The sequence below is a fragment of the Candidatus Amarobacter glycogenicus genome (assembly GCF_016704105.1).
Classification (GTDB): domain Bacteria; phylum Chloroflexota; class Dehalococcoidia; order Tepidiformales; family Tepidiformaceae; genus Amarobacter; species Amarobacter glycogenicus.
The window spans coordinates 1-13,520 of record NZ_JADJAT010000020.1 but is presented as its reverse complement, the minus strand read 5'-3'; the positions used below and the strand labels follow the sequence as shown (position 1 = coordinate 13,520).

21 protein-coding genes are annotated in these 13,520 nt (G+C 65.3%); 9 read left to right on the top strand and 12 right to left on the bottom strand.

The features are described 5' to 3' along the window. Nucleotides 1–24 precede the first annotated feature (24 nt). Both IPG14_RS14465 and IPG14_RS14460 read left to right on the top strand, forming a co-directional pair. On the top strand, nucleotides 25–978 hold the full coding sequence (locus tag IPG14_RS14465) for a DMT family transporter (protein ID WP_343392297.1): 954 nt from the start codon (nucleotides 25–27) through the stop codon (nucleotides 976–978). A gap of 17 nt (nucleotides 979–995) precedes the next feature. Further along, nucleotides 996–1,457 carry a DUF192 domain-containing protein gene (locus IPG14_RS14460; RefSeq protein WP_343392296.1) on the top strand — a complete coding sequence of 154 codons (462 nt, stop codon included), beginning with the start codon at nucleotides 996–998 and terminating at the stop codon, nucleotides 1,455–1,457. Between the two features lie 21 nt (nucleotides 1,458–1,478). On the opposite strand, the gene IPG14_RS14455 is transcribed toward IPG14_RS14460, so the two are convergent. The 9 genes from IPG14_RS14455 to nadD form a co-directional block, all read right to left on the bottom strand. Next, nucleotides 1,479–1,979, bottom strand: coding sequence for a vitamin K epoxide reductase family protein (locus IPG14_RS14455; RefSeq protein ID WP_343386235.1), 501 nt, complete (start codon nucleotides 1,977–1,979; stop codon nucleotides 1,479–1,481). A gap of 13 nt (nucleotides 1,980–1,992) precedes the next feature. After that, nucleotides 1,993–2,601, bottom strand: a complete 609-nt coding sequence (locus tag IPG14_RS14450) for a copper chaperone PCu(A)C (protein ID WP_343392295.1) — start codon at nucleotides 2,599–2,601, stop codon at nucleotides 1,993–1,995. Continuing rightward, complete coding sequence (locus IPG14_RS14445; RefSeq protein WP_343386233.1) at nucleotides 2,598–3,248, bottom strand: SCO family protein; 651 nt, start codon at nucleotides 3,246–3,248, stop codon at nucleotides 2,598–2,600. Before IPG14_RS14445 ends, IPG14_RS14450 begins: the two co-directional genes overlap by 4 nt. A 60-nt stretch (nucleotides 3,249–3,308) precedes the next feature. Further along, nucleotides 3,309–3,716, bottom strand: coding sequence for a hypothetical protein (locus IPG14_RS14440; protein ID WP_343386232.1), 408 nt, complete (start codon nucleotides 3,714–3,716; stop codon nucleotides 3,309–3,311). A 92-nt stretch (nucleotides 3,717–3,808) separates the two neighbouring features. After that, on the bottom strand, nucleotides 3,809–4,234 hold the full coding sequence (locus IPG14_RS14435) for a hypothetical protein (RefSeq protein WP_343392294.1): 426 nt from the start codon (nucleotides 4,232–4,234) through the stop codon (nucleotides 3,809–3,811). Nucleotides 4,235–4,348: 114 nt separating this feature from the next. Further along, nucleotides 4,349–5,227, bottom strand: a complete 879-nt coding sequence (locus IPG14_RS14430; RefSeq protein WP_343392293.1) for an alpha/beta hydrolase — start codon at nucleotides 5,225–5,227, stop codon at nucleotides 4,349–4,351. Nucleotides 5,228–5,284: 57 nt separating this feature from the next. Then, nucleotides 5,285–5,902: a Uma2 family endonuclease gene (locus tag IPG14_RS14425; protein ID WP_343392292.1), complete on the bottom strand. Its 618-nt coding sequence runs from the start codon at nucleotides 5,900–5,902 to the stop codon at nucleotides 5,285–5,287. Nucleotides 5,903–5,924: 22 nt separating this feature from the next. Further along, the gene (gene gpmA, locus IPG14_RS14420; protein WP_343392291.1) at nucleotides 5,925–6,668 is read right to left on the bottom strand and encodes a 2,3-diphosphoglycerate-dependent phosphoglycerate mutase; all 744 of its coding nucleotides are present in this window, start codon (nucleotides 6,666–6,668) and stop codon (nucleotides 5,925–5,927) included. A 25-nt stretch (nucleotides 6,669–6,693) separates the two neighbouring features. Further along, a complete protein-coding gene (nadD, locus tag IPG14_RS14415; protein ID WP_343392290.1) occupies nucleotides 6,694–7,332 on the bottom strand; it encodes a nicotinate (nicotinamide) nucleotide adenylyltransferase in 639 nt (212 codons plus the stop codon). A gap of 227 nt (nucleotides 7,333–7,559) precedes the next feature. On the opposite strand from nadD, the gene IPG14_RS14410 reads away from it, so the two are divergent. Beyond that, nucleotides 7,560–7,913 (top strand): DUF2269 family protein, encoded by a 354-nt coding sequence (locus tag IPG14_RS14410; RefSeq protein ID WP_343392289.1) that lies wholly within the window; start codon nucleotides 7,560–7,562, stop codon nucleotides 7,911–7,913. Nucleotides 7,914–7,989: 76 nt separating this feature from the next. Here the strand turns inward: IPG14_RS14410 and IPG14_RS14405 are convergent, their stop codons facing one another. Then, the gene (locus IPG14_RS14405) at nucleotides 7,990–8,991 is read right to left on the bottom strand and encodes an aldolase/citrate lyase family protein (protein WP_343392288.1); all 1,002 of its coding nucleotides are present in this window, start codon (nucleotides 8,989–8,991) and stop codon (nucleotides 7,990–7,992) included. 213 nt (nucleotides 8,992–9,204) lie between these two features. Further along, complete coding sequence (locus tag IPG14_RS14400) at nucleotides 9,205–9,564, bottom strand: hypothetical protein (RefSeq protein WP_343392287.1); 360 nt, start codon at nucleotides 9,562–9,564, stop codon at nucleotides 9,205–9,207. Nucleotides 9,565–9,626: 62 nt separating this feature from the next. Here IPG14_RS14400 and IPG14_RS14395 point away from each other — a divergent pair, with 62 nt between their 5' ends. Beyond that, nucleotides 9,627–9,911, top strand: coding sequence for a hypothetical protein (locus IPG14_RS14395; protein WP_343392286.1), 285 nt, complete (start codon nucleotides 9,627–9,629; stop codon nucleotides 9,909–9,911). 137 nt (nucleotides 9,912–10,048) lie between these two features. Here the strand turns inward: IPG14_RS14395 and IPG14_RS14390 are convergent, their stop codons facing one another. Beyond that, nucleotides 10,049–10,747: an NUDIX domain-containing protein gene (locus IPG14_RS14390; protein ID WP_343392285.1), complete on the bottom strand. Its 699-nt coding sequence runs from the start codon at nucleotides 10,745–10,747 to the stop codon at nucleotides 10,049–10,051. A gap of 81 nt (nucleotides 10,748–10,828) precedes the next feature. Between IPG14_RS14390 and IPG14_RS14385 the strand changes: the two genes are divergently transcribed. The 5 genes from IPG14_RS14385 to IPG14_RS14365 all read left to right on the top strand — a co-directional run. Next, nucleotides 10,829–11,251, top strand: coding sequence for an AAA family ATPase (locus tag IPG14_RS14385; protein WP_343392284.1), 423 nt, complete (start codon nucleotides 10,829–10,831; stop codon nucleotides 11,249–11,251). Next, the gene (locus IPG14_RS14380) at nucleotides 11,233–11,484 is read left to right on the top strand and encodes a hypothetical protein (RefSeq protein ID WP_343392283.1); all 252 of its coding nucleotides are present in this window, start codon (nucleotides 11,233–11,235) and stop codon (nucleotides 11,482–11,484) included. Before IPG14_RS14385 ends, IPG14_RS14380 begins: the two co-directional genes overlap by 19 nt. 260 nt (nucleotides 11,485–11,744) lie before the next feature. Further along, the gene (locus IPG14_RS14375; protein ID WP_343392282.1) at nucleotides 11,745–11,921 is read left to right on the top strand and encodes a hypothetical protein; all 177 of its coding nucleotides are present in this window, start codon (nucleotides 11,745–11,747) and stop codon (nucleotides 11,919–11,921) included. Between the two features lie 357 nt (nucleotides 11,922–12,278). Further along, nucleotides 12,279–12,755 (top strand): hypothetical protein, encoded by a 477-nt coding sequence (locus IPG14_RS14370; protein WP_343392281.1) that lies wholly within the window; start codon nucleotides 12,279–12,281, stop codon nucleotides 12,753–12,755. A gap of 528 nt (nucleotides 12,756–13,283) precedes the next feature. Further along, nucleotides 13,284–13,520 (top strand): hypothetical protein (locus IPG14_RS14365; protein ID WP_343392280.1); only part of this gene is annotated, 237 nt, incomplete at its 3' end.

The window sequence follows — 13,520 nt, the reverse complement described above, 5'->3', positions numbered from 1 at the left end:
CTCCTCCGCGTAGCATTCCGCGGCGTGGGCAGCGGGGAACTGGCTTCACTGATCGCGGCGATGATCTGGGCATGTACGAGCGTCGCCCTGACTTCGCTTTCGGCACGAACGTCGCCGGTGGTCCTTAGCGGTTTGCGCCTCGCCTTCGGGAGCGTCGTCGTCGCCATTGTCCTCCTCGTCAGCGGCCAGGCCGGCGGCTTGCGCGATGCCTCCAACGGCACACTTGCCGGCGTTATCCTGAGCGGCCTCATCGGCTATGGCCTGGGCGATACCGTCTACATCGTGGCGCTCAAACGCGTGGGCATGCAGCGGACTTTCCCGATAACGATGGCACTCTTCATCGGCCTGACCGTGATCGGCGGCGTGGTGCTCCTGGGCGAGGACCTGAGCTGGGGGCTTCCCGCGGGGGCCCTGTTCATCGGGAGCGGCGTCTACTTCCTGGTCGTCCCGGCGAACGATGCGACCCCCCACGCGACTCCGCCACTGCCCGTCGAACCGGCAGCGGCGACCCTCGCCGAATCGCGCAGTCTGGCGGTCGCAGCCTCCCCCGATGCGATGGGTTATGCCCTCCTGGTCGCCGTCGGGATCCTCTGGACGATTGCCACACTCTGGCTTGCGAACGCGCGAGGCGACCTCGAGCCCATCGCGGCGGGCGCCATCCGCACACCAGCCGGGGCGACCGCGCTTCTTGGTTTCGCCATGGCGACCCAGCGCCCGAGCCTGGCGGCGCCCTTCCGCAATCGGAACCACCTTGCTGCCATCGTGGCGGCCGGAGCAGTTGGCACGGGGCTTGGCAGTCTGCTCTACGTCTACGGCGTCCTCGAAGCCGGTGCCGCCCAGGCCGCCGTGCTCTCCGCGACATCGCCGCTGATGGCGTTGCCGCTTTCGATCGTGTTCCTCGGCGAACGATTCACGCCGAAGGTTGGGCTGGGCACTGTGCTCTGCGTCGGAGGGATCGTTCTGGTGGTTTTGGGATGAGGAGGCTGCTGGCGGGCTTGTTGTTTACCGCGTTCCTTGGGGTCGCCTGTGGCGACGGGGGGGACACGGGACCGACGACCACGCCGGGCGCCGCAGGGCCACTGGTCACCATTTCGCAGTCGGGCAGGGAAGCCCGGGTGCGAGTTGAGTTCGCCGCGACGCTTGCCGACCGGCAGACCGGTTTGATGTTCCGGAAAGAAATGGACGAAGACGCCGGGATGCTGTTCATCTTCCCACGGGATAGCCAGGTGGGCTTCTGGATGAAGAACACGGAGCTCCCGCTCGATATCGCCTACATCTCGGCCGAAGGCATCGTCATGGAAGTGCGACAGGCGACGCCGTTCGACGAGACGGCGCTGGTCCCGAGCCGGCCGTACCGCTACGTGCTGGAAGTGAACCAGGGGTGGTTCGAGCGCCATGGACTGGGCGCCGGTGCTGCCGTCACTCTGCCGGCGAACGTACCCACCGCCACGGAGTGACGGCGGGTACGCGGGGAGTCTCTACCGTCTGCGTTCCCGCACTTCGCTCGCCAGGTTCACGCCCCAACCGGCCGTAAGCGCGGTGAGGAACAGCGCCGATGTGATGCAGTAGATGCACCAGGCATCGATGACGAATGCCTCGAGGTACGTGAGGTACACCGAGAAGGCGAAGCCGAAGAACGAGCCGTAAAAGCCTGCGAGGGTGGCGTACGGCCGCCACCCCCGGTAGTTCGAAAGCACGATCGCCGCCGAGGCAGCGAGGACCACGTAGAGCCCGAGCCCGGGCATGGAAATGGGGATGCCCAGGATCTTGCCGTACTTGCTCTGCTGCACCGTCGAGCAGCCGTGGGCGATCGTGCAGACGCCGCTCTTCCCCTGGCTGTTCTCGTAAGCGAGGTAGGCGGAAATCGCCGTCCCGGCGATCGCGAGCACCAGGAGCGCGACCGTCAGGATGAGCCGCCAGCGAGGCGAACTCACCGGGACGGCCGGTCCGGCAGGTGTAGCGCGAGTCGAGACAGCCATCGTGTCGCTCCGGCTACTTCATCGCCGTCGGCGCAGGGGTTGCCATGCCGTGCATGCCCGCGCCGGGCGTCATCGATTCGTTCATGCCCATCCCCATGCCGGCCATGCCTGGGCCGGGCTTAACGGGGAGGGTCAGCTTGACCTTGCCCGCCTTCGCGAATTCCAGTTCGAGTTCGACGGTGTCGCCTTCCTTCAGTTCCCCCTTCAGATCCATGAGCATGACATGGTAGCCGCCGGGCTTGAGGGTGAGTTCTCCATTGGCCGGCACGGGGAATCCCCCGGCCTTCTCCTGCATCTTCGAAGAGGCGCCTTCAGTGATGACTTCGTGGAGCTGGACGGTAGTGGTGATGTTGGTGGTGGCCTTCACGAGGGTGTCCTCGAGGCCGGAGTTCTTCACGGTGAAGTAGGCGGCCGACACGGCATTCGTCGTCGTGCGGGCCCATCCGTCGTAGATCTTGAGGTCGCCGGCCTTCGCCATCGGCGTGGCTTCGGTGGTGTCACCGTCGTTGTCGTCATCATCGTCGTCGCCGCCGCAGGCCGCGAAAGCGGTGAGGGCGGCCACGATGAGTCCGAGGAGTACCGCCATCGAGGTCAGGCGGGAAAATCGAGAGAACCTTTTCAAGGTGCAAATCCTTTCGAAACGAGGAGCGGCAGGTCGTTCAGCCATTCCGTCATGCCCATTCCCGAGGGATAGACGGTGTAGGCGACCTGGTCCTTGGTGAAGGCGATGACGTATGCGGCATGATTCACCGCGTAGTTGCCACCGCCGAGGTCGGTACGGGAAGCGACGGGAATCCCCAGCGTCTCCTGGAAGGCATCGGTCTCGGCGCGGGTGCCCGTGAGGCCGATGAAGTTGGGATCGAAGGTATCCACGTACGCCTTCATCACGGCCGGCGTGTCGCGTTCCGGGTCCGCCGTCACGAAGACGACCTTGACCTGTTCCGCGGTCTTCTCCGGCAGCCGCTTGATTGCCTCACTCATCTCGTAGAGGTGCGTGGGGCAGATGTCGGGGCAGTGGGTGTAACCCACATAGAGGAGGGTGACGTAGCCCTCGGTCTCCTTCCGGAGATCGAAAGGCTTCCCATCGTCGTCGGTGAGGATGGCATCCGGCATGGGGACCGGGTCGTTGATGACGGCGCCAAAGTACTCAACCGGACCTTCGTCCTCACGCGTGATGAGGTATCCGAATAGCCCGGCCGCGATGGCGACCACAATTACGGCGAGTCCGAGTAAGAGGCGCGGTTTCGACGTCAATGCGGCGGTGTTCACGAGGCAAAACTCCTGTCCCGGCCGGGAATTTCCCGGCTATGAGGGCGGCGGTGGCCGCGGCTAGTGGCCGTGGCTGGCCGTCCCGCTCGTCAGGCCCGCCTCGTCGTAGAGGTGTTCCCACACCCCATGCGTGAAGTCGTGATAGCCGTCGTGAGCTTTCTTGATGGCGTCGCCCGCCTTCGCCTTGTCGTCGCCTTCGACGACCCTGGCCATCTCGGCGAACAACGCGGCAAGAGCCCTCGCCTGGGGCTGCAGGTCCTTCGGCCATTCGGTCAACAGGACGATTGTCTGCAGCTTTTCCGCGGTGGTCTTGGCATCGGGAGAGATGCTGCCGTCCTTCTTGACCGCCTCGTCCATCTCGTGGAGACCGGAAGTCTCGAGGATGTTGACGGCGTTGATGACGTCCGCGTTGGCGGCCGATTCGGAGGCGCCACCGTCGCAGGCGGCGGTCAGAAGCGCCCCGGCCATGACGGACAGGGTGAGCAGAACGACTGCCGTGTGTCTTCGCGGCAACAAAATGGGAGCGGGTCCTTTCGAAGGCGCGGCCAACCGGGCCGCTGTCAGAAGTGGAGAAGTCCCGGAGGACGCGCGAAGACCGGGCGCGGGGGCCGGAGCGCCGGCGCGATCGTGTGCGGGGCAAGCGGCCGCCACCAGCGCAGGGTGAGGAGCAAAAGAGCGCCACCAATGGCGAAAGAAACTGCCATGCTCAGCGTGGCGAAGCTGGCGCCGGCCGCAGCTGGTGCATCACCGCAGCTGGCTGGGCCGCTATGGCAGTGCTGGGAGTGGTCCCCTTCGGAACTGGCATCTTCAGATGAGTGGGAGTGACCCTCGGCTTCGGCGAATGGCAGGGACACGTAGAGGTTGGTCCCGGGAATGGGTACGGAAGTGGGCCAATGCCCCATGAAGGTCAGCATCGGGAGCAAAGCGGCGAGCAGCACCCAAGAGACGCGGCGGCTCGCGCGGGCCGATGGAAATGGCAACCCCACGCTCCAAGGGTACCAGCAATTCCATCGGCGGAAAGTGACATAGGTGCCGTAACCGCCGGCCATTCGGACGCCCTTCCGCGGCTCCCTCGCCGGGCGAGTGGCGCCGGCGAAGAGTCAGCCAGCCGGGACTGCCTGCGGCGCCCGCGTCGCCGCCATCTGGGCGGCCAATTCGTCCATCTCCGCGCGGAACGCGTCCGGCGCCGCTACCGTCCGGCGGAGGAAGTCGGCTATCTCGCCCTGCACCTGGTCCTGCATGCTCGGGATCCGCGCGAAGCCGTGGGGCAGGCCCGGGTAGATGTGCATCTCCACATGGGCACGGGCGTCGCTCAGGGCTTCGAACATCCGCAGGCTCGCCGAGACCGGCACCACCCGGTCATTGCTGCCGTGGAGCAAGAAAGTCGGCGGGAAGGCCGCTGACGCATAGGCGAGGGGGCCTGCTGCCCGGGCGAGTGCCTCGGTCGCCGCCTTGCCCATGAGAGCATCGGCCGGGACGCTGCCGCTGATCTTCTGCTCTGTGGCCTGGAACACCGTCGGCGGATAGATGCCCACGGCCGCGGCAAGCTCGCTGGATACGCCGGCGTTGCCGCCATCACCCTCGAATTCGGGGAGGCCCGGCGTTCCGGCCGCGAGGAGGGTGAGGTGCGCACCCGCGGAGTGGCCTTCAGCGGCGATCCTGGCCGGGTCGATCCCGAGCCGCGCTGCATTCGCACGGATCCACCGGATGTTGGCTTTGACGTCGTGGATCTGGGCGGGCCAGGGCGATTCAGGCGTGAGGCGGTATTCGCCTGCAACCGCAACGAAGCCCCGCCGCGCCAGTGAGAGGCAGGCATCGCGTACGCGGCTGCGCTCGCCCATTCTCCAGCCGCCGCCGTAGAGGACGAGGACTCCCGTGCCGTTCCTGGTTGCCGGGGAATAGATGTCGCACTTGAGGTCCCTGCCGCCGCCTCGCCCAAAGGCTACGCCCTCTTCGATGGTGATGCTGTCGTTGCTCATGCCCTGCTCCCACTGGAGATGTGGCCGGAGTCTACAGAGCGTGGCCGGAGCGAGGAACTAGCTCCTGATCGCGGCGAGGACCCGCGTCTTGTCCATGGCGATGAGCGCCGGGACGTTGAGTACGAGTCCCGGGAACTGGCTGCTTTCGATCAGTCCTGCCTGGTCGGGCTGCCGGGTGATGTAGCGGCCGTCTGGCCCAATCTCGAACCAATCCACCGCCCTGTCGCGCGTTCGCCAGACGATGTACTCCCGGACACCTGCGCGTTCGTATGCCCGTTTCTTTTGGTGGAGGTCACGGGAGCGTGAACTCGCCGCCACTTCGACGACCAGTTCGGGTACCTTCACGATGTGGCCCCCATCGTCCACCCATCCGGGAGTCGCCCGGAGCAGCATCGCATCCGGTTCGGGCTCGTTCCGATCGTCAAGAAGCAGGGTAGCCGGAGGCGAAGCCACCAGGGACGGCGAACGGTCTGCGTATGAGTCCAACCAGCGCAGTACGAGACCTTGTGGCTGGCCGTGCTCGGTGAGCGAAATCGGCGATGGCATGTAGACGATTCCCTCAATGAGCTCGACGCGGTGGAGCTGCGGATCCTGCAGGTACGCCGCGTGAAATTCCTCGCGCGTCATCACCGCGCCGTTTTCGAGTTCAGCGGTCAGCTTCGGGGCAGAAGACATATCGCAAGTATACCTCGGCCTCTTACCCCGCCTGCCGCGCGACCGCAGCAGCAGCCGCTGCCGCAGCCTCGGGGTCGCCCAGGTATTCCGCCCGGACGGGGCGCAGATCCCGGTCGAGTTCATAGACGAATGGGATGCCGGTGGGCACGTTCAGTTCGGGGATGTCGGCGTCGCTGATGTTCTGCAGGTGCTTCATCAGTGCGCGAATGCTGTTCCCGTGAGCGCCGAGCAGGACCGTCTTTCCCTGACGGAGATCTGGAATGACAGCGTCGTACCAGTAGGGAAGGAAGCGCGCGATGACGTCTTTCAGGCACTCCGTGGCGGGCAGCACATCGGGCGCGAGGTCCGCGTAGCGCGGGTCGTGCCGAGGGTGGCGTTCATCGTCCATTTCGAGCGCCGGCGGTGGGACATCGAAACTTCTCCGCCAGATGAACGCCTGTTCCGCGCCGTAGCGGTCGGCAGTGTCCTTCTTGTTCAGTCCCGTGAGCGCACCGTAGTGACGCTCGTTGAGACGCCAGGAGCGCTTCACCGGGATCCAGTGTTGGTCCATCACATCCAGCGCGATTTGGGTCGTGTGGATGGCGCGGCGCAGCAAGGAGGTATGCGCTACATCGAAGCGGAGGCCAGCTTCGCGCATGAGGCGGCCCGCCTCCCGGGCTTCGTTCGTCCCCTTCTCGGTCAGGGGGACATCGTGCCAGCCGGTGAACAGGTTCTCGAGATTCCAGGTGCTCTCGCCGTGGCGCAGCAGGACAAGCGTGTACGTCATCTCTTCGTTTACCCCTCGCTCGAAATTACACCGCAGCGGGGGAGTTACCGCCATGCACGAGCGACCGGTAGAGCCCATGTTTCTCCACCAGCCGTTCGACCGCTTCGGGTACCAGGTACCGGATCGATCGCCCCCGTGCGACGCGGTCGCGGATGAGCGTCGAACTGACGGCGAGGAACGGCATTTCGACCCGCTCGAAGCCGCCTGTGCCGGCCCCCTGGGCTTTTTCGGCGACGACGATGCGCGCGAGCCGCTGGATCTCTTCCGGTTCGCGCCAGTTCGGCAGGTCGGCGACGGCGTCGCTCCCGAGGACCAGCACGATCTGTGGCTGGCCCTCGGCATGCAGTTCGCGGAGCGTTTCGATGGTGTAGCTGGGCCCGGAGCGCCGTACTTCGCGGCCATCGGGGGCGAACCGGGGATTGCCCTGGAGAGCCGCCCGGACAAGTTCGAGCCGGAGCGCTCCGGAAGTCACGGAGCGCCGCGGGGCCGGGGCGGCGCGCCGGTTCTCGGCGGTATCGGTGCCGGTCTTGCGGTAGGGGTCGCCCGCGGGGATGAACAGCACGCGCTCACAGCCGAATTGCTCGGCCACGCACTCGCCCAGCACCAGGTGGCCGACGTGCGGGGGGTCGAAGGTGCCGCCGAAAACCGCGATGGGGCCGGACATGGGAGGAGTGTACCGCCCAGAGCCTCCCGGGGCCTGGCGCCGAAGTTGCCTCTGACCGGGCTGGTCTTAACATGCGGGGCGAATTCGCCGGTCGGAGAAACGAATGGACAGCTACAAGCTTCAACTCTTCTTGCATGTCGCCGTGGTCATCGTCGCCCTTGGGGCAACGTTCGCGAACCCGTTCCTTCAGGGGGTGGGGCGAACGCCACGGAGTCGGCGCTACGCGGATGGCCATGCAGTTCAGCAGCCACATGGAGAAGGTGCTCGTGATCCCGGGCGCCATCCTCATACTCCTGTTCGGCACGGGGCTCATCTTCGAGGACGCCACGGGCTACAAGGACGACTTCCCAATGTGGCTCGGGATCGCGATAGCATGGTTCCTGGTCGCTTTCGTGGCGGGGGCATTCGTGCAGCGTTCGAATGTGAACAGGGCGATCGCGGCGCTCGATGGCGTGCCGGACAACGGGGATTTCCCGGCCGAGTACATGAAGGCCAGCCGGCGTATGCAGGCCGTCGGTGGCTTTCTCGGCTTCTCGGTGATCGCCATCACCTTCCTGATGGTCTGGAAGCCCGGCGAGTAGTCACTCCGGGAAGCAGCAACGAATGAGGGGCGCCTGAATGGGCGCCCCTCATTCGTGTGTCTTCCGCCAGCGGTAATCAGGCCGTGACGGCCTCCGCGAAGAAGCGGTCCTTCACTTCCTGGCCGAGGGCGACGTTCTGGATGTGCGCACGCTGGAGTTGCTGCCAGTAATACCGGTAGGTCGCCCGGTCGTGGAGGTTGCCCTCATGCTGGATCGGGCTCCAGTCGGCGGCGAAGGCCTTCAGCAGGATTGCTTCGGCCTCTTCCACCTCGTGGTGGCTCGGCGCCATGGCGCGCGTGATCGGCTCGATCTGGGCGGGATAGATGCTCCACTGGCGAAGGAAGCCGAACTCGTCGTGCGCGCGGCGAGCGTCGTTGTAGATGAATTCCACGTCCTTCAGCTCCAGGGTCACGTTGTGCGCCGGCACCACACCGCTGGCCAGCGCCGCGGCAACCATCTCAGCCTTCGCGCGCTGCAGGAGCTTGTGGTCGAACTGGTAGGGCGAACGCATCGCGAACGCCGGGATCGCCCCGTTGTGCGCGCTGACGAAGTCCATCATCCCGAAGTCCAGCACCTGGACGTTCGGAAGCTCGGCGATTTCCCACACCTGGCGCAGTGCCCCGTGCGTCTCTACCAGCGCATGGATCGGGATTTCGCGACGGCTCCCGGCCTTCGAAGTGGTGTTCCGCACGTAGTCGATCATCTCTGCCAGTTCGACAGACTTCACCGTCTTGGGGACGGTGATGTGCGAGAACCGTTCCGCCGCACCGGAGACGATGATGTCGATGTCCTGCTTCCAGTGCTCGTTCGTGTAGTCGTGGATGCGGACGCCCGACATGTTGTGCTGGTTGCCGGCGCTGTTCTGCATGCGCACCACCATTTCGGCGTGCGGGCGCTCGGCGCCCATCGGCGCCCCGTCTTCGCAGTCCATGGTGATGTCGAAGACGCCGCCCATCTTGTTCTGCAGTTCGAGCGCCTTCGTGATGCGTTCCTCCGTCCCCGCGAAGTGCTCGCAGGTCGGGATGATCGGGAAGGGCTTCTCGCCCTCGAAGAGGACTTCGTTCGGGTGTCTTGGCATGTTCGGTTTCCGGTATTGGATTTTGGCCCGCAGCGGCCGGGGGTGCGGCGGAGGCGTAACGAGCAGTATGCCGGATAGGAGGGAGAACGGGCGAAACGAGAAGGTAGAGTGCAGGTGTGGACCACTATCTCTCGCGCCCGTACGAAAACCGCGACATGGCGACGCTCCTCCGGTTCGCGTCCGAAGCGACGGCGGTGCGCCTCCCCGGCTCACTTACTGGAACCCCGGTGACGTTGCCTGGCAACTGGGCATGTTCCCGCCGGGCGCCGACCTCTCGGGGGCACGTTCGAATGTGGGGAGGGCGCCTCCGGCGTCGTCGCACTCGCGATCTTCGAACCACCGCTGCACTTCGCCTTCGATCTTCATCCGCGACTCGGCCTCGATACCTCGCTGGCCGACGACGTCCTCAGCTGGGTCGAACAACGCCGCCGCGGGATCGTCGTCGGCGGAGGCGCCGTACCGGTCGCCTACCAGATGCTGGGGGAGTCCACGCTTTCGACCGAAGTCCTGGAGAGCGACGCTGCCCGCATCTCGTTCCTTGAAATTCGGGGCTATGTCCGCGTAGAGCGGCACAGCGTCCGCTATTCCAGGGACCTCGATGAGCCAGTCGGTCTGGCCGGCCTCTTCCGAAGGGCATGCGTTTCCGCCACGTCACCGACGACGACATCGAAGCTCGAGCCGAACTCCACCGCGACGCGTGGTCGGTCTGGGGAGCGTCGAGCTTCTCGGAGAGCCGCTATCGGCGTCTGCGGGCGAACCCCGTCTACGACGAGACCCTCGACATCGTTCTGGAAAGCGCGGAAGGCAACCTTCTCAGCTACTGCATCTGCTGGTTCGACCGAGAGAACGGTATCGGCCATTTCGAGCCGGTCGGCACCCGTCCGCCTTCGCCGGCCAGGGCCTCGGCCGTGCGCTGGTAATGGAGGTCTGCGGCGTCTGAAAGAGCGCGGCGCCCATACCGCCCTCATCGGCACCGCGAGTGTCAACGAACCCGCGTTGCGGACGTACGCTGCGTGTGGGTTCAAACTCGTTGAACGACAGTACTACTACTCAAGGCTCATCGGCCCGTAAACCCAATTGCGGGCCCGTCTGATGGCCGACTGGGGCTTAGTGCTGGAGGCCGAAGAGCTCCAGCCCGGACGCCCGGCGAGGCCCCGGGCTCGGCTGGAGACCACCAGCCCTCGCCCGTGCGGCACGCCTTCTTCGATCGCTCACTTCGAAAGGCCCTGGACGGCTTCCATCGCGGCCATCTCATCCAGGCTGAAGAAGCCGGCGTTGGCGATCGGTCGCCATCGAAACGAGGCTCTTCGTTGCCCAGGGGATCGAGCCGGAACATCACATAGATGTTCGTCGTCGGCCCGCCCATGCCGCCGCCGATCGCGTGGCGGAAGGCGATGACATCGCGCACGCGTGCCTCGATCCCGGCCTCTTCGAGGACTTCCCGCTCGACGGCGAGCGAGAGCGGTTCATCGTGTTCCGCGTACCCTCCCGGGATCTGCCAGGAGCCGGCGAACGGTTGCCAGCCGCGCTGCACCAGCAGCGCCTTGCCGTCTCGGATGACGACGCCCGAGCAGCCGATCGAGAAATCGCCGTAGTGGATGTAGTCGCAGGAGGGCAGGCCGGGCGCTCCCGTCCGCCGTCCTCCTTGGTCGTGAGGGTCATGGAGCAGCGTGGGCAGTAGGTGTGGTGGGCCATAGGGGTCGGAGTAGACCGGGGGGCGCGGAGGCAGGTTGCAAGCGCCTCGCCGGGCCGCCACAGGCTACCGGAAAGAAGTGAGTTGCAGTTTCGAAAAAAGTGAGCCGCAAGCTAACAATCCCGGCTATACTGGAGATACGCCGTGTACATCTTTGACCTCCAACTGACGAATTACCGGAACTACGTGCGCTCCGCGATCAAGCTCGAAAAGGGCCTGAATCTCTTTGTCGGCGATAACGCCCAGGGCAAGAGCAACCTCCTCGAAGCGGTCTACCTCCTCTCCACGCTTCGGAGCAGCCGTGCGAGCAGCGATAGCGACCTGGTGCGGCGCGACATCCTCGCGAGCGACTTCCCGGTCGCCCGCCTTTCGGCCGAAGTGGAACGCTCCGCCGGAAACCTCCAGCTCGACCTCGCCATCGTTGGCCGGACGACGGACCCCTTCCCACCGCGCGGGCAAGCGCGTCCGCGTGAACGGTGTGCCGCGCAAGGCATCCGATGCGGTCGGCTAACTTGCGCCGTGCTCTTCACCACGCTCGACATCGGATCGTGGCCGGCCCGCCGCTGATGCGGCGCCGTTACCTGGACATGATGATCTCCCAGGTGGACTGCGGTTACCTCCGGGCCATGCAGAAGTACGCAAAGGTCCTGCAGCAGCGGAATAGCCTGCTCAAGCGCATCCAGAACCGCGAAGCTGGAGTCCACGAACTCAACTTCTGGGAAAGGAACCGGGCGCACGCCGGCGGGCTGATCTTCTGGCGCGAGCCGACGCCCTCGGCCACGTCGTGCCCCAGGCGATGATGCAGATGGAGCGCCTCAGCGACGGTCTCGAACAAGCTGCAGCTCACCTACCGCCCCGCTTCGGAGGTCTCGCATGAGCGCGACGCGCCAATCGATGACTCGGACCGGACGGCGCGCATGCTGAAGGCCCTGCCAGCTCCGTACTGAAGTCGGCGCCGGGGCGCTCGTCGGCCCTCACCGCGATGACGTCCAGGTCGAGATCGATGGCATGCCCGCCGACTCGTTCGGCTTCCGCGCGCAGCAGCGCACGGCCGCGCTCGATGCGCCTGGCCGAAGCGAGCTACCTCCGGCGCGCCCTCGGTGATGACCCCGTAGTCCTCCTTGATGACGTCTTGAGCGAGCTCGATGCTCGCCGCCGCCGGGGTGTGTTGGAGTACATCGATACGTTCCAGCAGACTCTTGTCACAACGGCGGACCCGACCGCCTGCGCGAAGTGATGACGAGGGCGGCGAGCCGCTTCGTTGTCCAGGCAGGCGCGGTCACGAGGTTCGAAGGGGAGTAACCCCATCGGGAAGCGGCGATCTTTCGTGCTCGGCGGAGCGGTTGTCGTAGGGGCGTTCGCCTTCCTCGCCGGGTTGGCTTCAGCTCCTAATCTGTCTGATCTCTCCGAGAGCCCTCGCCGCAAGCTCTTTGATATCAACGGTGGCCTGGACTGCGATCGTCACGCTGTCGCTCGGTGGCGTGCTTCGTCCACCAGGCCGCTTCATCGCTCGGGCACGTCGGGTCCACGGCGATGCGTGCCAGGTGGAAGTTCCTGGCACCGGCTGCCATCGCCGTCTTCCCTGTTGTTCGTGGTGATCAGCCAGCTCGAAGTCAACAACCCCGGGAGCGGGCTTTGGCTCTTCCCGGTCACGAATGTCTTCATCGTCAGCGTGCGCGTCGCTGGTGATCGCGCTCGTTGTTTCCCGGCGCTATGCCGCGTTCAACCGCTGGGCGTGGCGGTCAGTTGGCGCGAATGGTCGTCGGGCGTGATTTACGGTGCCATTGGCGCGACGACCGTCGCCGGGATCATCAACACGCTCTACCTCGTGTTGATGGCCATCCTCCTCGTGAGCCAGCTTGGAAACGGCGATACTGAAACCTCGCGGAAGGACTCCCGTCACTACCCGCGAGGTTGGGGGTGTCTTCTTCTCGATGTGAGCGTCCTGTCGGTCGTCGCGCCCCCTGAACGAGGAGTTCTGGAAGGGCATGCTGGTCGCGTTCTTCTTCTTCCGAAGAGGCGGCGCCGCGCGCTGTTTCGTCTGGGGCGTCCTCGCAGGCTACAGGCTTAAACATCCTGGAGACTTTCGAAAACAGCCTCTCGATCGTTCGAACCCTTCGGAGATCACCCAGCAGCAGTTAAGCGCGGATTGGTGGAAGTTTGCCGGCGCGCGGCGGGCACGGGGGCAGTCCACGCGGCGGCCACAGGCATGTCGGCGCTTGGGTTCTACGGGCTCTTCCGCCCTAGCCAAGTGCCTGTTCGGGTACCCGGCCCGGTGTGGCGATCCACGGCGCATGGAACTTCCTGGACTTCACGCCAGCCGGACGCATTCCTCAGCCAGGCCGGCCTGATTCGCAACCGCTCGACATCCTCAGCATCCTCTGCCTCGCTGCTCTTTTTCGCTGCCATCGCACTTCTCTGGGAGATGCCGAGGAAGGCTGCGTGACGGACGTCCGCGACCATCTACCTTGCTCAGGATGGTGCCGCGATGGATAGGCGACCGCCCGCCAGGCGCTTGAGCGCTGGGTACCCAACTACCCCGTGGCAGGCGGGCGCTGAGGCCGCAGTGTAGCACGAGAGACTCACCGGATGCCTCCACTTGCCCTACTTTGAGATGCCGACAGAGAGCCACATTGGCGCGTTCGCTTCAGCTCGGCACGAACAATTCCGCTGGCTCTACGCCTCGGGCATGTTTCTTCTTCGCGATGAACGGCGGTTCCTGGTGGAACCCCGATCTGGCCTACGACATACTCACGGCGGTAGCTCGCGCTCCGGGACGATCAACCTCATGGTCGCGATACCGATGCTCGTGGTCTCGCCGTTTGAGGGCGTCATC